Consider the following 18,752-nt stretch of genomic DNA (forward strand, 5'->3'; position numbering starts at 1 on the left):
ATCGATCGGTTGACAGCCGGGTTCAGTCCAGCGGACGTCCCGCGCACCCCGTCCCGCACAGCACGATCGACGTATGACCACAGCGGTGAAAGTGCGCGGCCTGCGCAAGGAGTACCCGGGCCATACGGCCGTCGGGGGGATCGACCTCGACATCGAGCAGGGCGAGGTGTTCGCGCTGCTCGGCCCCAACGGCGCGGGCAAGACGACGACGGTCGAGATCCTGGAGGGGCACCGCAAGCGGACGTCGGGCGAGGTCGAGGTCCTCGGCGAGGATCCCGGCACCGCGAGCCGGGCTTGGCGGGCGAAGCTGGGGATCGTGCTGCAGACGGCCAACGACGCCGCCGAGCTCACGGTCGCCGAGACCGTCCGGCATTTCGCCCGCTACTACCCGAATCCTCGTGACACCGAAGAGGTGATCGAGAAGGTCGGCCTGACGGAGAAGGCGGGAGCCCGCGTCAAAAGCCTTTCCGGCGGGCAACGGCGTCGCGTGGACGTCGCGCTCGGGATCATCGGGCGGCCCGAGCTGGTGTTCCTCGACGAGCCCACGACCGGGTTCGATCCGGCGGCCCGGCGCCAGTTCTGGGAGCTGATCAGGAGTCTCGCCCGCGAAGGCACCACGATCCTGCTCACCACCCACTATCTGGACGAGGCCGAGGCGCTCGCCGGCCGGGTCGCGGTCATCACGCGCGGCGCGATCGTCGCCGAGGGGACGCCGCAGACGCTCGGCGGCCGCGCCACCGCGGAGGCCACCGTCCGCTGGGCCGACGGGAACGGCGTCCACCAGGAGCGCACCCACTTCCCGGCCAAGCTGATCCGCGAGCTCTCCGCCGACGGCCGCGAGCCGTCGGAGCTGACCGTCCACCGCCCCACCCTCGAAGAGACCTATCTCGACCTGATCGGAGAAGCCCGATGAGCACGCTGACCCTCCCGGGCACCTTCTCGCTCGGCCTCGTCCGGGGCGCCGCGGAGATCAAGCAGTTCTTCCGCATCCGGGAGCAGGTGATCTTCACCTTCGCCTTCCCGTCCCTGCTGATGATCCTGCTCGGCTCGATGCTGAGCTCCTCGATGCCCGGCATGACGATCACCACCGGACAGGTGCTGGCCGCGGGCATGATCGGCTCCGGCATCGTCTCGACGTCGTTCAACAGCGTCGGTATCGGCCTCGCGTCCGACCGGGAAGCCGGTGCGCTGAAACGGCTTCGCGGTACGCCGATGCCCGCCGCGTCCTACTTCATCGGCAAGATCATCCTGGTCGCCGCGACGAGTGTCGCCCAGGTCGTGCTGATGTCGATCGTCGGCAGCCTGCTGTTCGACCTGAGCTTCCCCACCGACCCGGCGAAACTGCTGACCGCGTTGTGGGTCTTCCTGCTCGGCGTCACCAGCTGCACCCTGCTGGGCATCGCGCTCGGCTCGGTGACCAAATCGGTCAGCGGCGCGGTCGCCGCGGCCAATCTGATCTACATCGCGTTGCAGTTCATCTCCGGGGTGTTCGTCACACCGATCACCAATCTGCCGAAGGTTATGGTCGACATCGCTTCGTTCTTCCCGGTGAAGTGGATCTGCCAGGGCTTCCGCTCGGTGTTCCTGCCGGCCGAGGCCGCGACCCAGGAAATGGCGGGGACATGGGAACTTCCGATGGTGGCACTGGTGCTGACGGCTTGGTGCGTCGCGGGGCTGCTGCTGGCGAAGCTGACGTTCCGATGGTCGAACGAAGGCAAGTGAACGCCTGGGAGCGGTTCTACTGGCTGTGGGAGGTCCTCTTCGGGATCACCTTCGCCGCGACGACCGCGCTGGTGCTCTTCGACGACGGGACGGCCACGGACGAAACGGTCGCGATCCTGTGCTTGACCGGTATCGCCGTGGCCTACCTGGTCCGGGGACGCCGGCTCATCAAAGGCCCGGACATCGAAGACACGCCGTGGCTGTTCACCACCGTGACGATGCTCTTCCTGACGGGCGCCAACTTCGCCAGCACCACGTCGAGTTTCATCCTGTTCTTCGTCTGCCCGGTGCTCTACATGACACTGTCGACGAAGACGGCGTCGATCTTCACCACGATCGGGGTGCTGCTGGGGCCGGCGACGTCGATCGTGCGCGGCGGTTTCGACCAGCCCTCCTTGCGCATCGTGCTGCCGATGACGGCGATCCTGGTCGTCTTCAGCATCCTCGCCGGTCGGTACACCAGCCAGATCATCGAGCAGAGCAAGAGCAGGGCCGCGCTGATCGACCAGCTGGAAGCCAGCCAGGCGGAGGTTTCCCGGCTCTCGCGGGAGGCGGGGACGGCCGCGGAGCGCGAACGCATGGCCCGCGAGATCCACGACACGCTCGCGCAGGGTTTCACCAGTATCGTCACGCTGACGCAGGCCATCGAGTCCGAAATGGACACCGACCCGAAGGCCGCCCGCCGCCACTTGGAGCTCGCGGCGCGGACGGCTCGGGAGAACCTTGCCGAGGCGCGGGCGATGGTCGCGGCGCAGGGGCCGTCGGCGCTCGCCACCGCTTCGCTGGAGGAAGCCTTGCGCCGTCAGGTGGAACGGCTGACCGAGGAGACCGGGATTGACGCGTCGATCGAGGTCGACGGGCCGCTGCCCGCGCTCCCGATGCCCACGGAGGTCGTCCTTCTGCGAGCGGCGCAGGAGGCGCTGAGCAACATTCGCAAGCACTCCCGCGCGACCGGCGTCTCGCTTCGGCTGTCCGTTGTGGACGGACGGGTCCGGCTCGGCGTCACGGACGACGGGACCGGATTCGACCCCGCCGCGCCGACCGGCGGCTTCGGTCTGGCCGGGATGCGGACACGGACCGATCAGGTCGGTGGCATCGTGACGCTGAAGAGCGAACCCGGTGCGGGGACGACAGTGGAACTGGAGGTGCCCGCGTGATCACGATCATGCTGGTCGACGATCACCCCGTGGTGCGGGAAGGCCTGCGCGGCATGCTGGAGGCCGAGCCGGACCTGAGCGTCATCGGGGAAGCGGGTTCCGGCGACGAGGCCGTCGCGCTGAGCCGGGTCAAGCAGCCGGACGTGATCCTGATGGATCTGCGGATGCCCGGTCTCGACGGCGTCGGCGCGACGCGGAAGATCCTCGCCGACCGGCCGGGCCAGCGGGTCGTCGTGCTCACCACGTACGAGACGGACGCGGACATCCTGCGCGCGGTGGAAGCGGGCGCCTCCGGCTATCTGTTGAAGGACGCTTCGCGCACGGAGCTGGCGGGGGCGATCCGTGCGGCGTCACGCGGCGAGACGGTGTTGGCACCTTCGGTCGCCGGGAAGCTCGTGAACCGGGTGCGCAACCCGACGGCGTCACCCTTGTCGGCGCGCGAGATCGAGGTACTCCGGCTGGTGGCGCAGGGAAGCACGAACGCCGACATCGGCCGGACGCTCCACATCAGCGAGGCGACGGTCAAGACCCATCTCCTGCGCGTGTTCGGAAAACTGGACGTTTCGGACCGCACGGCCGCGGTGACCACCGCTATGCGACTGGGCCTGCTCGGGTAGGCAGAATGCCTTCCATGCTTGCCACGACCGAACTGGCGCTGCTCCGCCGCCTCGCGCACGAGCAATCCTCGTGCCGCACCCCGTCCATCGTCGCCGCCGTCGTCCGCGACGGCGAAATCGCCTGGTCCGGAGGGCGCGGCCGCGTCGACGGCGAGACACCCGGCACCGACACGCAGTACCGGCTCGGGTCGATCACCAAGACACTCGTCGCGACGGCCGTCATGCGGCTGCGCGACGAAGGCAAGCTCGACCTCAACGACCCGCTCGAGCAGCATCTGCCGGGCACCGCGTTCGGTTCGGCCACCATCGCGCAGCTCCTGTCGCACACCTCGGGCCTGACCGCGGAATCGCCCGGTTCCTGGTGGGAGCGCACGGTGGGCGCCGACTGGGACGCGCTCGTCGAGAGCCTCAAGGACGGCGCCACGCGACTGCGGCCGGGCAGCCGGTTCCACTACAGCAACGTCGGCTACGGCGTGCTCGGCGAGCTGGTCGCCCGGCACCGCGGGCAGTCCTGGCTCGACGTCGTCCGCGCCGAGATCCTCGGCCCCCTCGGCATGACCAGGACCTCGCCGCATCCGGAAGGCGCCCACGCGAACGGGTTCGCCGTGCACCCCTTCGCCGACCTCCTCATGCCGGAGCCGTCGCCCGACGCGGGCGCGATGGCGCCCGCCGGCCAGCTGTGGTCGACGGTCACCGACCTCGCCCGCTGGACGGCGTTCCTCGGCGGCCACACCGGCGGCGTGCTCAGCGAGCAGACCGTCGCGGAGATGCGCGAAATGGTCACCGTGGACGACGGCGACACCTGGACCACCGGGTTCGGCCTCGGCGTCATGCTGGTCCGCACGGAGGGCAGGCGGCTGGCCGGGCACACCGGCTCGATGCCGGGCTTCCTCGCCTGCTCGCTGATCGACGCGAACGCCGGCATCGGCGCGCTGGTACTGACGAACTCGACGGCGGGCGTCGGCATCACGCAGCTGTGCCTCGACCTGATGAACCTGACCGAACAGCACGAGCCGTCCATGCCCGCGGAATGGCAACCGTCCACTGTGGACCCGAAGCTGCTGGAGCTGACCGGGCTGTGGCACTGGGGCCCGACGCCGTACCACCTGCGGCTGCTTCCCGGCGGCCTGTTCTCCCTCGCGCCGACCGACGGCCCCGGCCGCGCGTCGCGGTTCGCGCCGGTGGGCGACGACACCTGGGTCGGGCTCGACGCCTACTACGCGGGCGAAACGCTGCGGGTCGGGCGGGACTCGGCGGGGAAGCCGAACCACCTCGACCTCGCGACGTTCATCTTCTCGCGCACGCCGTTCGACCCGGCCGCGCCCATCCCGGGCGGCGTCGACCCCGAAGGCTGGCGTTAACGAAAGCGGAAGGCGGCGGTCGTGAACTCGCGGCCGCCGTCGGCGCACACCAGGACGTCGCCGTAGTGGGCGTCGCCGACGACCCACATCCGGCGCCGTTCGCGCAGCGACTCGGCGAGTTCGTCCGGGCAGTCCTCGATGACGAACTTCGCCGGGGCGCCGTCGAGGACGGCCCACCCACGCGCGGTGTCGGCGGCCGGATCCAGTGTGGCTGTGGCCGGCGTCCAGGGGCCGAAGACGACGTCGAGGACGCCTTTGCGACGCCGGATCGTGAACCGCAGCGCCGTCCACCACTGGCGGGTCTTCGGCGACGAGATCTCCCCCGGCTCGTCTCCGTGCACCCAGCGCGGCAAGCCGGGGACGAACACGAGCACCAGCGTCGCCACGAAGCCGACGATCGCGCCGATGGTGGCCGTGTCGTCCCAGTCGCGGAAGATCCAATGACCGGTGAGCGCGAGGAAGTACAGGAACAGGAAACCCCACCGGGGTCTCCACGGGTCGGGCATCAGACCGCCGGGGTGTGCCCGACCGCGGCGCCGACGGCCGCGATGAACTTGCGGGCGATGCGCTTGCCCTCGCCCCAGTCGACGAAGCCGAACTTGAGGCTCGTCTGGATCGCCAGCCCGGAGCCCTCCGGCGTGCGCTCGACCTTCACCGTGACGGTCTGCCCGTAGCTGAAGAGGCCCATGCCGGTGGAGAACGTGACGTAGCCCGCGGCCGCGTCGTAGAAGGGGTTCTTCCCCTTGGCCGCCGTGACCCCGTTCGGGAGGGCCTGCCACAACGCCTCGGGAGGCAGGGGGAATCGTTCGTGCACTGTCGCCATGAGGCGAGAAGCTACCCGGCGGTCGGTGCCGGCGGGAGCCGGTCCGCCGATCCCACATGCCGGACACGCGGCACCGACCTTCAGCAGGGTCATCCCGACCTGAGAGACTGGGCGCATGACCGACGCACCTGAGTTGACCCTCCCCGCGGACCTGAAGCCTGCCGATGGCCGCTTCGGCTGCGGACCGTCCAAGGTCCGTGACGAGCAGCTCGCCAACCTGGCGAAATCCGGTGCCACCTACCTCGGCACCTCGCACCGTCAGAAGCCGGTGAAGTCCCTCGTCGGCCGCGTGCGTGCGGGTCTGTCCGAATTGTTCTCCCTGCCCGAAGGCTACGAAGTGGTCCTCGGCAACGGCGGGACGACCGCATTCTGGGACGCCGCCGCGTTCGGCCTCGTGCGGGAACGTGCGCAGCATTTCACCTACGGCGAGTTCTCCTCGAAGTTCGCCACGGTGACCAAGGGCGCCCCGTTCCTCGCCGACCCGATCGTCGTCAAGGCCGACCCGGGCAGCGCGCCCGAGATCGCCTACGAGGCCGGCGCCGACCTGGTCGGCTGGGCGCACAACGAGACTTCGACCGGTGTCGCGGTGCCGGTCCGCCGCCCGGAAGGCAGTGAAGGCGCGTTGGTCGCCATCGACGCCACCTCCGGCGCGGGCGGCTTGCCGGTCAAGGCCGAGGACTTCGACGTCTACTACTTCGCGCCCCAGAAGTCCTTCGCCTCCGACGGTGGCCTCTGGATCGCGCTGGCCTCGCCCGCCGCGGTCGAGCGCATCGGCGAGATCGGCGCGAGCGACCGCTGGATCCCCGAGTTCCTGTCGCTGACCACCGCGCTCGACAACTCCCGCAAGGACCAGACGTACAACACCCCGGCGGTGTCGACGCTGTTCCTGCTGGCCGACCAGATCGAGTGGATGAACTCCAACGGTGGCCTGGAGTGGACCACCTCGCGGACCCGCGACTCGTCGACCCGGCTCTACGAATGGGCCGAGAAGACCAGCTACACGACGCCGTTCGTCAGCGACCCGTCGCTGCGTTCGCAGGTTGTCGGCACCATCGACTTCGCCGACGAGGTGGACGCCTCGGCGGTGGCGAAGGTGTTGCGCGCCAACGGGATCGTCGACACCGAGCCGTACCGGAAGCTAGGCCGCAACCAGCTGCGCGTCGGCCTGTTCCCGGCCATCGACCCGGACGACATCACGAAGCTGACCCAGAGCATCGAATACGTCGTCGAGCGCCTGGGCTAGGACCTAGCTTTCCGTGAAGGCCTCCTTGAGGGACCCAGAGTCCCTCAAGGAGGCCTTCACGGACTTGGGGAAGATCGCGGCCAGCACGAGCAGCAGAAGGCCGCAAAGCACGAACGATTCCGTCGCCAGCCACCAGCCGAAGCTTCCGGCGGGCCGCGGCGCGAGCCACATCGGCGCGATCACGAACAGCGCCGCCGTCACGGCCGCGAGCACGGACGAAACGACCGATCGCAGCCAGATCAGCAGCACGAGGATGGGCACGCACCAGATCCAGTGGTGCGTCCACGACACGGGCGACACCAGCAGCCCGCCGATCGCGCACGCGGTCAGCGCGAACACCGGTTCCGCGACGCGCACGATCACGAACGCGGTCAGCGCGACCAGCGCGATCGAGGCCAGCACCCACACGACGTCTTCCGCCGAGCCGAACCCGAACCGCGCGAGCATCCCGCGCAGCGACTGGTTGCCGACGTAACCGCGATCGCCGATGCGGCTGGTGTCGAAGAGGATGTCCGTCCAGAACCTCGCCGACGCGCCGGGCGCGGTCAGGAACATCAGCGCGCCCGCGCCGAGGAATCCGGCCGCCACCCGGGCCGCGGAGCGGAAGTCCTTGCGGAACAAGAAGAACAGGATGAAGAAGGCCGGGGTCAGCTTGATCGCCGCGGCGACGCCGATCAGCAGGCCCTTCGTGCGGGCGCGGCCCGGCAGCAAGGCGTCGAGCACGACCAGCAGCATCAGCAGGGTGTTGATCTGGCCGAAGCCGAGCGTCGAACGGACCGGCTCCATGATCCCGCCGGCGGCCTGCGCCCCGATCGCCGCCAGGACCGCGATGGCGCGACCCCGCACCGCGGATCGATCGGTCAGCGAGCCGTTGAGCGTCGCGACGAAGACGTAGACGACGATCCCGCCCGCGATGATCGACGCGAGCCCGACGAGTCGTGTGGCCAGCGCGGCCGTCAGCAGCGTGCCGGGCAGGAAGACCGCTGCCGCGAACGGTGTGTAGGTGAAGGGCAGCCAGCCGCCGTGCGTCTGCACCCACGCCCCGTACGGGTCGCCCGAATCCACGAGCAGCCGCGCGCCGCCGATGTAGACCTCGAGGTCCTGGCCGTCGAACACCTTGAGCGTGAACAGCACGCCGACCACGACGGCTTCGAGCGCGATCAACGCCCCCGCGAGTTTCCGCCCCGACAATCCCACCAGCACCCGGCGAGATTACCCACCGCTACTCCGCGTCCAGTCCTCTGGATGCGGTGAACCACCGCATCCAGAGGACGAAACGCGAGCTAGGCGAGGGCCTGGGTCGGCGGAAGCCGCGCAGCGCGCATCGCCGGATAGGCACCGGCGACGGCACCGACCAGTGCCGAGACCCCGACGCCGCCGAGCAGGGCGCCGACGGGCAGCACCGCCGGCCAGCCTTGGCTCAGCGCGTACCCGGACGTCACCAGCACCCCGACCAGGACCCCGGCGATCCCGCCGAGCCCGGACAACAGCACCGACTCGGCCAGGAACTGGCCTCTCACCTGCCGTTTCGTCGCGCCGAGCGCCCGGCGGAGGCCGATCTCCCGGCGCCGCTCCAGCACCGAGATCACCATCGTGTTGGCCACCCCGACGCCGCCGACGAGCAGCGCCACCCCGCCGAGCCCGAGGAACAGCGCGCTGTACGTGTTCTCCGTCAGCTTCTGCGCCTCCAGCGCTTCAGACGGACGACGGACCTCGACCTCGTTCGGCGCCTCCGGGTTCATCGTCTGCGCGAGCACCGATCGCACGTTCTCGACCTGCGCGTCCTTCGCCCGCACGTACACGGTCGTCGGGTGGCCCTTGAAGCCGAGGAGCCGTTTCGCGGCGTCCCAGCCGACCAGGACCGAGCGCTCGATCTCGGGCGCCAGCGGCGTCGGCCCGAGGATCCCGCCCACGGTGAACCACTTCCCGTCGATGTACACCTGCGGCGGTTTGGCCGGGTCGATGTGGTCGATCCCGAGCCTCGCGGCCGCGACCGAACCCAGCACGACGACCGGATAGTCGCGAGTGGCGTCCCGGAGGAACCACCCGTCGCGGACGGCGCCTCCGATGACGTCGAGAAGATCCGGCGTCGCCGCGTAGACACCGAGGCCGGACGTCTCGTCCTTGTCGATCTTGTCCGTACGCCGCACGGTCCCGCCGGTGGTCCCGGTCGCGGACGCCGCCGTCACCGGGGCGATCCGCTTCGCCATCGGCACCGCGCTGTCCGGCAGCGTCGCGTCGCCACCGAACATCGTCTTGCCAGGCCCCGCCGAAAGCAGGTTGGTGCCGAGCGCGGCCAGCTGGTCCTGCAACGCCTTCGCGCCCGACGCCGGGATCGCGAGCACCGCCACCATCGCGGCGATCCCGATCCCGATGCCGAGCGCGGACAGCACCGCCCGCATCGGCCGCGTCCGCATCCCGTGCGCGCCGAGGTTCAGCACGTCACGCGGGCCGAGCCTGGCCGGATCCGGCGTCGGCGTCTTGTCGAGGACGGGCGCGCTCACACCGGCACCCCCGTCCCGGTGTCGAGCCGGATCCGGCCGTCCCGCAGCTCGATCCGCCGCGGGACGCCCGCCGCGATCTCCCGGTCGTGCGTGATGATCACGACCGTCGTCCCCTGCGAACTCAGCGTGGCGAGCAGGTTGAGGATCGCCGCGCCGTTGCCCGTGTCGAGGTTCCCGGTCGGCTCGTCGGCCAGCAGGATCGACGGCGAGTTGACCACCGCCCGCGCGATCGCCACCCGCTGCCGTTCCCCGCCGGAGAGCTCGTTCGGGAAATGACCGGCCCGGTGCGCGAGGCCGACCCGGTCGAGCGCGGCCAGCGCCCGTTCGTGCCGTTTCCGCCGCGGCACCCCCGCGTACAGCAGCCCCGTCGCGACGTTGTCGACCGCGCTCACCCCCTCGCTGAGGAAGAACTGCTGGAACACGAAGCCGATCCACCGTGACCGCAACGCGGAAAGCTTGCGGTCGGGCAGTTTCGCCACGTCGTGCCCGCGCAGTTCGATGACGCCGTCGGTCGGCCGGTCGAGCGTGCCCATCAGCTGCAGCAGCGTCGACTTGCCGGAGCCGGACGGGCCGACGATGGCGACCATCTCTCTGTCCTCAATGGACAGTGTCACTTCGTGCAACGCCCGTACGCCGCCGGGATAGGTGCGCGAGGCGCCGCGCACGTCCAGCACCGGGGTCATGAGGTCGTCACCACCCGCATCCCGGCGGCGAGGCCGGTGCCGGTGATCTCGACGCGGCCGCCGGAGAACAAACCGGTCTTCACCGCGATGAGGCGTCGCTTGCCGCCCTCGTCGACCTCGACGGCGTACCCGCCCTCGGCGAGCGCGAGCAGCGCCCCGACCGGGACCGCCAACACTCCACTGTGGACTTCCTTGGTGAACCGCACGGACACTGGTGTCGAATCGAGCGACCCCGCCGCGGCCGGATCGTCCAGCTTGATCTTCACCTTGATCTTCGGCTTGCCGTCGTCCTGCCCGGCGCCGTCCTTGCCGTTCTCCGCGACCTTGCCGACCTCGGTGATCACCCCGGTCGTGGTCTTGCCGCCGGTGATGTCGACGCCGACCTTGTCCCCCGCCTTGGCGATGGCCTGCTTGGCGGCGTCGAGTTTGATCTCGACGAGACGCTCGGTGCCGGTGTACTTCAGCAGTTCGCCGCCGCCGGGGCCGCCGAGTTGCGCGGCGAGCTGCGAAACCCGGATCTCACCGGGCGCGAGGACGACGTCGCCCTGCCCGAACGCGCCAGTCTGCTCCAGGCCCAGCGACTTCTGCCATTTCTTGAGCGCGGCGGCGGTCGCGGAGGTGAACTTCTTGTCCGGCGTGCCGAAACCACCGAAACCGAGCGCCTTCAGGTTCTCTTCCAGCTGCTTGACGTCCGGGCCGTCCGTGGCCCCGTCCGCGAGGTCACGGAAGAACGGCAGCGTGCCGTAGAACAGCGGGACCGGTTTGGCGTCGACGCCGTACACGGCCTTGCCGCGAGTGAGCACCGCGCCCGCTTCCGGCAGGGACGTGATCGTGCCCTGTTTCCGGCCGGCGAGGGCGTTTTCCGCGCCGTAGCCCAGAGTTCCGTTCGCTTCTTCCTCCTCCCGCAGGTCGGTCTTCTCGACCTTCGCGGTCTCGACCGGTGGTGGCGCCTGCCCGATCTGCTGGGCCTCCGACGTGACCCTGGTCAGCACGACCACGGACATCGTCCCGGCCACGACGACGAGGACCGCCGCGATGACGAACCAGCGCGCCCGGCGCGAACGCCGTGCGCCGTCGGGTCCTTCGTGTTCGCTCATTTCGCCGGAGCCGCCCTCATGGTCATGCCGAGACCGCAGGCCTTCGCCGCTTCTTCGAACTTCTTGGGGTCGCCCGCGTCCATCGTCATGGCCGCACCCTTGCCGCTGGGATCGGGATCCGGGAAGTCGATGCCGTGCTCGCGCATGCACTTGGCTTCCTTGCGCATCTTGTCGAGCTCTTCCGGCGAGAGCGGCTTGATCTCGCCACCGTTCGGCAGCAGCTTCCGGCACGCGTCGCTCGCGGCCTTCATCTTGTTCTCGTCGGGCCTGCCTTCGCCCGCCTCGATGGAGATCGTCCCCTGCTCGCCACCGCTGGTCTTGGGATCCGGCATGTCGATCCCGTGCTCGCGCATGCACTTCGCGAAGTTACGCATCTTGTCCTCGTCGGACACGTTGTCCGCCTGCTTCCCGTCGCCGGCGCCGGCAGCGGGCGGCGAAGAGATCGAGGCGACCTTGTCGCCGCCGTCCCCGCCACCACCGCAACCGGCCACCAGCGCGAAGACCGCTCCGGCGATCAGTACCGCCATGGGTCGTTTCCGCATCGCTGCTCCTTCGGTCGTCTTGGCGCACCGATTTCTACGGAGCGGGCGATTCCGGGGCGGTAAGCGATGTTGCTTATGCCGCGCTTACCGTCCCGATCAGCGGAACAGAGATCCGACCTTTATGCCGTCTTTACGGGTGAACTAGCTCGCCGATGGACCTTTCGGGGGTTCACATCCGACCTCTGGCTTCTTAGAGTCCCGACGTCCACACCTCAGCGAGGAGGAGTGCATGAATCGCCGCACGCCACTCCGGGCCCTGGCGGCCCTAGTCATCGCGACCACCGCACTGGGCGTCCTGCCCGCCGCGGAAGCCGCACCACTCCCGTCCGACCACGCCTACGACGACCCGTTCACCGCCGACCGGACGCGCTGGTGGCGCGACGACCGCTTCGGCCAGTTCATCCACTTCGGCGCGTACTCCCAGCTCCAAGGGAAGTACACGCGCCCCGACGGAAGCGTTTGCCAGGACGCCGAATGGATCCAGCGGAACTGCCAGATCCCGCGCGCCGAGTACGAGCAGATCGCCGCGAAGTTCAACCCGGCCGGCTTCGACGCGAACGCCATCGCGCAGTCGGCGAAGGACGCCGGGCAGAAGTATGTGGTGATCACGTCGAAGCATCACGAGGGCTACGCGATGTGGCCGACGAAGGTCAACAAATTCAACCTCCGCGACCACTCCGCGTTCGACAAGAACCGCGACATCCTCGCCGAGCTGAAACGCGCGACGGCCGCGCGCGACGTCAAACTCGGCTTCTACTACTCGATCTGGGACTGGCACGACCCCGACTTCCCGGACCCCGCGACGTTCCCGAAGTACAAGGAACGGATGTACGCCCAGCTCAAGGAACTCGTCGACAACTACCACCCGGCGGTGCTGTGGTTCGACGGCGAATGGAGCACCGACAGGCCCAACAATCCCTGGACCGAAAGGGACGGCGAGGAACTGGAGGCCTACGTCCGCAGCCTCGATCCGTCCATTGTGGTCAACAACCGGGTCGGCAAACGGCGGGTGGTCGACGGCGACACGGGAACCCCCGAACAGGAGATCCCGGACAAGCCGGTCGACGGGCAGCTGTGGGAATCGTGCATGACCCTCAACGGCAGCTGGGGATACACCGATTGGGACCACAACTGGAAATCCGCGGCGGATCTGACCAGGAAACTGCTCTCGATCGCCGGCCGCAGCGGGAACTTCCTGCTCAACGTCGGCCCCGATCGCAACGGTCGTGTGCCGCGGGAATCCATCGACAGACTGAAGCAGATGGGCCAGTGGCTGCGGGCGAACGGACACTCCGCCGCCGTCTATGGAGCGGGCGCGCCGGGACTCGTCACCGAACCGGGCTGGGGCGTCGTCAGCCGTCGCGGTGACAAGCTCTACGCGTCGGTGTTCGACTGGCCCGCGGCGGGCGGTTCGCTGACGCTCGACGCGTTGGCGCCGTTCCGGGTGCGCGACGCGCGGGTGCTCGGCAGCCGTCAGCGCGTGCGGGTCGAGCAGTCGCCCGGAAGCGTGAAGCTCACCCCGTCGGGCGGCCGGACGAACGACGTCGCGACCGTCATCGAACTGAGTGTCGCCCCTCTGCCGCAGGCGCCCGCCGGCCGCGGGACCGGGCTGACCGCCGAATACTGGCCGAACGCGGACTTCACCGGGACACCGTCGGTGCGCCGCGTCGAACCGGGCGTGAACCACAACTGGAAGTTCACCGGCTCACCGGACGCGAAGATCCCGGCGGAGACCTTCTCGTCACGCTGGACCGGACAAGTCACCGCGCGCGACACCGGGAAGTACACGTTCACCACGGTTTCGGACGACACGGTGCGACTGTGGGTCGACGGGAACCTCCTGATCGACAACACCACACCACACGGCCCAAGTGTCGACAAAGCGACTCTCGACCTGGCCGCCGGCAAGTCGTACGAGATCCGGCTCGAACACACCGAACGAGGCGGTGAGGCGTCGATGAAGCTGCTGTGGTCGAGCCCGAACACTCCTCAGCAGGTGATCCCGGCACGGCAGCTGCACCCCGCCGCCTGAGCATTCGGTACAGGTGGTGGGGGGGGGGGGGGGGGGGGGGGGGGGGGGGGGGGGGAGCGCCGCCCCCCCCCCGCCGCGCCCCTGCCCCCGCCCCCCCCCCCCCCCCGCTCTTTTTTGTGTGTTGGGTTTTGTGTGTTGTTGTTGCCGCCCCCCCCCCCCCCCCCCCCCCCCCCCCCCCCCGACCCACGCGAGCCACGCTTATCCCCCGCTTACCCCCATCCGGGGCAGACTGGCCAGGTGAGAGTGCTGGTGGTGGAAGACGAGCGGCTCCTGGCGGACACGATCGCCGAGGGCCTGCGACGGTTCTCCATGGCCGTCGACGTCTGCTACGACGGCGCGCAGGCCCTGGACCGGGTGGGGGTGCACGGCTACGACGTCGTCGTGCTCGACAGGGACCTCCCCGTCGTGCACGGCGACGAGGTCTGCGCCGCGGTGATCCGGACCGGCGGCGAGGCACGGGTCCTGATGCTGACGGCCGCCGCCGACATCAACGACCGGGTCGCCGGGCTCGGCCTCGGCGCCGATGACTACCTGACGAAACCGTTCGCGTTCGCCGAACTCGTCGCCAGGGTGCAGGCGCTCTCGCGGCGAGCGCGGCCGGCGTTGCCGCCGGTGCTGGAACGCGGCGGCGTCGTCCTCGACCTGCCCCGGCACCAGGCGTCGCGCGACGGCCGGTTCCTTCCCTTGTCCCCCAAGGAATTCGCGGTCTTGGAGGTGCTCATGCGCGCCGAAGGGACCGTGGTCAGCGCGGAAGAACTGCTGGAGAAGGCGTGGGACGAACACGCCGATCCGTTCACGAACGCCGTCCGGGTGGCGATGATGACGTTGCGGCGCAAACTCGGTGAACCGCCGCTGATCGAGACCGTGCCCGGCGCCGGTTACCGGTTCGGGTCGTGAAACCGCTCCGGCTCTCCGTCCGCACCAAGCTGACGGCGCTCTACGGCGGCGCGTTCCTGATCGTCGGGCTCGCCTTGCTGATCGTCAACTACCTGCTGGTGAGCTCGACCCTGCCCGACACGGCCGCGTTCGCGAACGGCGCGACCGCCGGGGCCCGGTTCCAGGTGGCCGAGCCGTATCCGATGGACACGACGGCCATTCTTCCCGCCGAGCGCGCTCAAGCCACGCAACTGGTCGCGACCTCGATCACCGAATACCGCTCGGGCGTCCTTTCGACCCTGCTGTGGCAATCACTGGTGGCACTGGCGATCGCCGGCGCGCTCGCGGTGCTGCTCGGCTGGCTGATGGCGAGCCGCGTGCTCCGGCCGCTGCACGCGATCACTTCCACCGCAAGGAAACTCGAGGTGGAAAACCTCGACCGGCGCATCGGCCTCGACGGCCCCGACGACGAACTCAAGGAACTCGCCGACACCTTCGACGGCATGCTCGACCGGCTCGCCGTGTCGTTCGACAGCCAGAAACGCTTCGTCGCCAACGCTTCCCACGAACTGCGGACCCCGCTCGCGGTGCAGCGCACGCTGGTCGAGGTGGCGATGGCCGATCCCGGCGCGAGCCCCGAGATCCGGAAACTCGGCGAGCATCTGATCTACACCAACGAACGCAGCGAACGGATGATCGAAGGCCTGCTCGTCCTCGCCCGCAGTGACCGCGGCCTGGCCGCGCGGGCCCCCGTCCGGCTGGACGAGGTGGCGGCGACGGTGATCCGGTCGGCGTCGGCCATGGCCGAAGAAGCGGGTGTCACGGTGGAGTCGCGGCTGCGGCCGCGGACGGTGTCCGGCGACCCCGTGCTGCTGGAGCGGCTGGTCACGAACCTCGTGCACAACGCCATCACCTACAACCGCAACGGCGGCTGGACCCACGTCGACATCGGCGGCGATCCGGCGCTGGTGGTGCGCAACACCGGCCCGCAGGTGCCGCTGGACGCCGTTCCCGCCCTGTTCGAGCCGTTCCGCAGGCTGTCGGGTGACCGCACCGGCGACTCCCGCAACGCCGGGCTCGGGCTGTCGATCGTCCGGTCCATCGCGAAGGCGCACGGCGGGGCCGCGGGCGCGGAACCGGGCGGCCGCGGCGGCGGACTGGTCGTCCGGGTGCGGCTGCCGTAGATTCCCCCGATCGTGACTGTGCGTGTCCGGCGCGTCACGCGGCGAGCCGCCCGTCGCTCCCGCAGAATTCCCCTTGCCGTCATGAACAAAATAGTGAGCAGGACACATGACATCGGCGCGCCTCACACGTCAAGGCGACGCGCCGTTTTAACGTGGACACCCACAATGGTGAAGAATCGGGGAGGCGAGAATGCGAGCGCTACGGGTGGTCGGGCTGCACGAGGACGGTAAGTCCATCGTGTGCGAAGACCCGGCAAGCCGCACGCGCTTCCTGCTCCCCGCGGATGAGAGGCTGCGAGCGGCGGCGAGGGGTGACATCACCCGCCTCGGCCAGATCGAAATCGAGTTGGAGAGCCAAATGCGGCCACGCGAGATCCAGGCACGAATCCGGGCCGGTGAGTCCGTGGAGCAGGTCGCGAGCAGCGCCGGCGTCACCGTGCAGCGCGTCGAGCGGTTCGCGTACCCCGTCCTGCTCGAACGATCCCGCACGGCCGAGCTGGCCCAGCGGGCGCATCCGGTCCGCGAAGACGGCCCCGACGTCCAGACGCTCGGCGAGGTCGTGGCGCACTCCTTCGGGCAGCGCGGTCACGACTACAGCCAGGCGACCTGGGACTCCTGGCGAGGCGATGACGGCAAGTGGGTCGTCGTGCTGAGCTGGAAGGCCGGCCGCTCGGACAACCGCGCGCACTGGTCGTTCGCGCCCGGCGCGCACGGCGGCACCGTGCAGGCCCTCGACGAGAACGCCGAAGTCCTGCTCAACCCCAACGCCTACCGCGCCCCGCGCACGGTGCGGGCACTGGATCCCGGCAAGGAAGCGGTCGTCCAGCCGACCCTTGACTCGGTTCCCGAAGAGCCGGTCGCGAAGGTGATCGACGCGCCGATCGCGGAGCCCGAAGAAGATGCCGAGCCACCACTTCCGGCTGACGAGCCGGAGGAAGTGGCCGAACCCGCTCCGCGGGCGAAGGGGAAGAAGAACCACCCCATCGTTCCATCCTGGGAAGACGTCCTCCTGGGCGTCCGATCGCAACGAGGTTGAATCCGCACGTAGTGGCCCCTTCCGGTGGAGGGGCCATTACGTGCGTCCGGGGACCTGCGCGACCAGGGATTTCGGCGCCACGAGGCAATACGCGTCGGTGACGATCCGGTCGATCTCGGCCCAGTCGACGTCGGTGTCCAGCCGCACCCCGAGCCACCCCCGATGTCCGACATACGGCGGCCGGAAGAACCGTTCCGGCTCGGCGCCCACCAGTTCCTCCTGCGCCCCGGGCGGCGCCGGGCACCAGAAGGCGACCTTGTCGTCGTGATGACGGTCCGCGTACATGACGAACGTCTTCTTGCCGCGCACGAACCACGTCGGCTCGCCGTGACTGAGCCGCTCGGACACTTCCGGCAGCGCGATACACAGCCGTCTGAGTGAATCGAGCGGATCACCGGTCATGGATTTCAGTATCCTCCGGTCGGGGGGATTTCATGCAGGATTGGTACACCCGCACGGTCCGATTGCGTTTCCAGGTGTTCACCGGAGCGCCGTACGCGCATGTCTCACCGATGGAATGGTGGATCGATCCCGACGCGCTCCGCGGGATCGCCCGCAGCCGCGGCTACCTGGAGATCGCGCCGATGTTCCAGGGCTATATGAGCTTCCAGTTCGCTCCGCACTACGCCCCGCCGGTCCCCGGCTTCGACTTGCCCGACAAACCGGACAAGGACCGGGAACGCTGGCTGCTCAACCACCTCAGCGGCTCGGACCGGGTCTGGATCAGCCTCAAGCACGCGCAACTTTCCGCCCGGCGTGTCTCGGCGATCGCCGAGACGGAAGGCCTGCGAGTCGCGGCCGATTTCTCCGAACCGAACGACCGGGTGCTCCTGCTCAGCCGGGATCCGTCACCACCACGGCTGCCCTTGCCCGCCCCCGCCGGGCCCCGGTTCCGCTACGCCTGGCTGAACTACATCGCCCCCGTCACCGTCCTCGTCCTCCTCGGCGCGGCGGCGGTGATCGTCGGGATGCCGACGGATTACGAGGATCCGATGGTCAACCTGCTGTTCATGGCGGCCCTCGGCGGCGTGATCCCGGCGGCGTTCATCACCGGCCTGTTCCCGCGCACCACCCGCGTCGGCTGGCTGGCCCGGGAATTCGACGGCAGCCCCCGGGTGGAATTCGCGATGCGCTCCTATCGGATCTCCGCGGACCTGGTCGTGCAGATCGCCGCGTACCACGGTTATGAGCTTTACGGGCATTCGGCGACACAGGCGGGCGGGCCAAGTCTCAAGTTCCACAAACGCTAGAAGACGACGATCAGCACGCCGATCCACGCGATCACTATCCCCGCGGCCGCGCCGAACGACGCCCACCGCACGATCGGCACCCGCCGCGCGAGCCACAGCGACGGCGAGATCCCGGCGGTCACGACGGCGGACGCGAGCAGCGCGAGCCAGCCGTTGGTCTCGCGCGCGAGAGTGTTCGCCAAGGCCAGCATCGCCACGACCACCACGGCCGCGACGAACGCCGAAACGGTCAGGCCGGTCAGCCACGGTGTCGGCTCCCCGGCCGGGTCCGGGGTACCGAAAAGCCGCCGCGCGAGTTCGCTGCGGGGAGCGGGGGCGGGCGGGGCGACGATGACGCCGTCGCCGGAGACGGGGTCGACGAACCGCACCGACGTGCCCATCGTGGCGGCGACCCGCTGCGCGAGCTGGCGGCCTCGCTGGGAGACCACCGAAGCGGCTTCGGTGCTGGAGGAGCCGACGGCGGACGCGACGCGCGCCCATTCGTGCAACGCCTGCGCGAGATCCGAACCGATCGCGAGTGAATGCGGGTCCACCTCGCGCGCGCTTTCGCCGTCCGGCCCGGCCAGCACCGCGCGTCCCTCACGGATCCGCAATTCCATGGGTTCTCCTCGTGATCGCTCGGGTG

Annotated in this window: 20 protein-coding genes; 11 read left to right on the plus strand and 9 right to left on the minus strand. The window is 69.4% G+C overall.

The genetic code is table 11. The features are described 5' to 3' along the window. Positions 1-73: 73 nt before the first annotated feature. Genes ACIRGA_RS21645 through ACIRGA_RS21665 form a run of 5 tightly spaced genes read left to right on the plus strand, consistent with a single transcriptional unit; the run spans position 74 to position 4,857 of the window. Positions 74-913 (plus strand): ABC transporter ATP-binding protein, encoded by an 840-nt coding sequence (locus tag ACIRGA_RS21645; RefSeq protein ID WP_400943593.1) that lies wholly within the window; start codon positions 74-76, stop codon positions 911-913. Continuing rightward, a complete protein-coding gene (locus tag ACIRGA_RS21650) occupies positions 910-1,722 on the plus strand; it encodes an ABC transporter permease (protein WP_400943596.1) in 813 nt (270 codons plus the stop codon). Before ACIRGA_RS21645 ends, ACIRGA_RS21650 begins: the two co-directional genes overlap by 4 nt. Then, positions 1,719-2,879, plus strand: coding sequence for a sensor histidine kinase (locus ACIRGA_RS21655; protein ID WP_400943797.1), 1,161 nt, complete (start codon positions 1,719-1,721; stop codon positions 2,877-2,879). Before ACIRGA_RS21650 ends, ACIRGA_RS21655 begins: the two co-directional genes overlap by 4 nt. After that, complete coding sequence (locus ACIRGA_RS21660; RefSeq protein ID WP_400943599.1) at positions 2,876-3,496, plus strand: response regulator; 621 nt, start codon at positions 2,876-2,878, stop codon at positions 3,494-3,496. The genes ACIRGA_RS21655 and ACIRGA_RS21660 overlap by 4 nt, the downstream gene beginning before the upstream one ends. Before the next feature lie 14 nt (positions 3,497-3,510). After that, positions 3,511-4,857: a serine hydrolase domain-containing protein gene (locus tag ACIRGA_RS21665; RefSeq protein ID WP_400943602.1), complete on the plus strand. Its 1,347-nt coding sequence runs from the start codon at positions 3,511-3,513 to the stop codon at positions 4,855-4,857. On the opposite strand, the gene ACIRGA_RS21670 is transcribed toward ACIRGA_RS21665, so the two are convergent. Beyond that, positions 4,854-5,363 carry a hypothetical protein gene (locus tag ACIRGA_RS21670; RefSeq protein ID WP_400943604.1) on the minus strand — a complete coding sequence of 170 codons (510 nt, stop codon included), beginning with the start codon at positions 5,361-5,363 and terminating at the stop codon, positions 4,854-4,856. The two genes, ACIRGA_RS21665 and ACIRGA_RS21670, sit on opposite strands and share 4 nt — an antisense overlap. Further along, the gene (locus ACIRGA_RS21675; protein ID WP_400943606.1) at positions 5,363-5,680 is read right to left on the minus strand and encodes a hypothetical protein; all 318 of its coding nucleotides are present in this window, start codon (positions 5,678-5,680) and stop codon (positions 5,363-5,365) included. Before ACIRGA_RS21675 ends, ACIRGA_RS21670 begins: the two co-directional genes overlap by 1 nt. 115 nt (positions 5,681-5,795) lie before the next feature. Between ACIRGA_RS21675 and serC the strand changes: the two genes are divergently transcribed. Beyond that, positions 5,796-6,923 (plus strand): phosphoserine transaminase, encoded by a 1,128-nt coding sequence (serC, locus tag ACIRGA_RS21680; RefSeq protein WP_125683971.1) that lies wholly within the window; start codon positions 5,796-5,798, stop codon positions 6,921-6,923. Positions 6,924-6,926: 3 nt separating this feature from the next. Here serC and ACIRGA_RS21685 read toward each other — a convergent pair whose 3' ends face one another. From ACIRGA_RS21685 to ACIRGA_RS21705, 5 genes are all read right to left on the minus strand, one after another. Continuing rightward, positions 6,927-8,126: a glycosyltransferase 87 family protein gene (locus tag ACIRGA_RS21685; RefSeq protein ID WP_400943610.1), complete on the minus strand. Its 1,200-nt coding sequence runs from the start codon at positions 8,124-8,126 to the stop codon at positions 6,927-6,929. 80 nt (positions 8,127-8,206) lie between these two features. After that, the gene (locus ACIRGA_RS21690; RefSeq protein ID WP_400943613.1) at positions 8,207-9,427 is read right to left on the minus strand and encodes an ABC transporter permease; all 1,221 of its coding nucleotides are present in this window, start codon (positions 9,425-9,427) and stop codon (positions 8,207-8,209) included. Beyond that, positions 9,424-10,110, minus strand: coding sequence for an ABC transporter ATP-binding protein (locus ACIRGA_RS21695; RefSeq protein WP_400943615.1), 687 nt, complete (start codon positions 10,108-10,110; stop codon positions 9,424-9,426). Before ACIRGA_RS21695 ends, ACIRGA_RS21690 begins: the two co-directional genes overlap by 4 nt. Then, on the minus strand, positions 10,107-11,207 hold the full coding sequence (locus tag ACIRGA_RS21700; protein ID WP_400943618.1) for a peptidoglycan-binding protein: 1,101 nt from the start codon (positions 11,205-11,207) through the stop codon (positions 10,107-10,109). Before ACIRGA_RS21700 ends, ACIRGA_RS21695 begins: the two co-directional genes overlap by 4 nt. Further along, on the minus strand, positions 11,204-11,749 hold the full coding sequence (locus ACIRGA_RS21705) for a hypothetical protein (protein WP_400943620.1): 546 nt from the start codon (positions 11,747-11,749) through the stop codon (positions 11,204-11,206). Before ACIRGA_RS21705 ends, ACIRGA_RS21700 begins: the two co-directional genes overlap by 4 nt. Positions 11,750-11,978: 229 nt before the next feature. Here ACIRGA_RS21705 and ACIRGA_RS21710 point away from each other — a divergent pair, with 229 nt between their 5' ends. The 4 genes from ACIRGA_RS21710 to sepH all read left to right on the plus strand — a co-directional run bounded on the left by ACIRGA_RS21710 (position 11,979) and on the right by sepH (position 16,877). Next, complete coding sequence (locus ACIRGA_RS21710; protein ID WP_400943622.1) at positions 11,979-13,781, plus strand: alpha-L-fucosidase; 1,803 nt, start codon at positions 11,979-11,981, stop codon at positions 13,779-13,781. Positions 13,782-14,018: 237 nt separating this feature from the next. After that, positions 14,019-14,678 (plus strand): response regulator transcription factor, encoded by a 660-nt coding sequence (locus tag ACIRGA_RS21715; RefSeq protein ID WP_400943625.1) that lies wholly within the window; start codon positions 14,019-14,021, stop codon positions 14,676-14,678. Then, positions 14,675-15,841 (plus strand): ATP-binding protein, encoded by a 1,167-nt coding sequence (locus ACIRGA_RS21720; RefSeq protein ID WP_400943628.1) that lies wholly within the window; start codon positions 14,675-14,677, stop codon positions 15,839-15,841. The genes ACIRGA_RS21715 and ACIRGA_RS21720 overlap by 4 nt, the downstream gene beginning before the upstream one ends. Positions 15,842-16,031: 190 nt before the next feature. After that, a complete protein-coding gene (gene sepH, locus ACIRGA_RS21725) occupies positions 16,032-16,877 on the plus strand; it encodes a septation protein SepH (RefSeq protein WP_400943631.1) in 846 nt (281 codons plus the stop codon). Positions 16,878-16,913: 36 nt separating this feature from the next. Here the strand turns inward: sepH and ACIRGA_RS21730 are convergent, their stop codons facing one another. After that, the gene (locus tag ACIRGA_RS21730; protein WP_400943634.1) at positions 16,914-17,279 is read right to left on the minus strand and encodes an MmcQ/YjbR family DNA-binding protein; all 366 of its coding nucleotides are present in this window, start codon (positions 17,277-17,279) and stop codon (positions 16,914-16,916) included. 32 nt (positions 17,280-17,311) lie between these two features. On the opposite strand from ACIRGA_RS21730, the gene ACIRGA_RS21735 reads away from it, so the two are divergent. Continuing rightward, a complete protein-coding gene (locus ACIRGA_RS21735) occupies positions 17,312-18,127 on the plus strand; it encodes a hypothetical protein (protein WP_400943636.1) in 816 nt (271 codons plus the stop codon). Here the strand turns inward: ACIRGA_RS21735 and ACIRGA_RS21740 are convergent. Next, positions 18,124-18,726, minus strand: a complete 603-nt coding sequence (locus ACIRGA_RS21740) for a DUF2537 domain-containing protein (protein WP_400943639.1) — start codon at positions 18,724-18,726, stop codon at positions 18,124-18,126. The two genes, ACIRGA_RS21735 and ACIRGA_RS21740, sit on opposite strands and share 4 nt — an antisense overlap. Positions 18,727-18,752: the final 26 nt, after the last annotated feature.

The sequence above is a fragment of the Amycolatopsis sp. NPDC102389 genome (genome assembly GCF_044765885.1).
Classification (GTDB): domain Bacteria; phylum Actinomycetota; class Actinomycetes; order Mycobacteriales; family Pseudonocardiaceae; genus Amycolatopsis.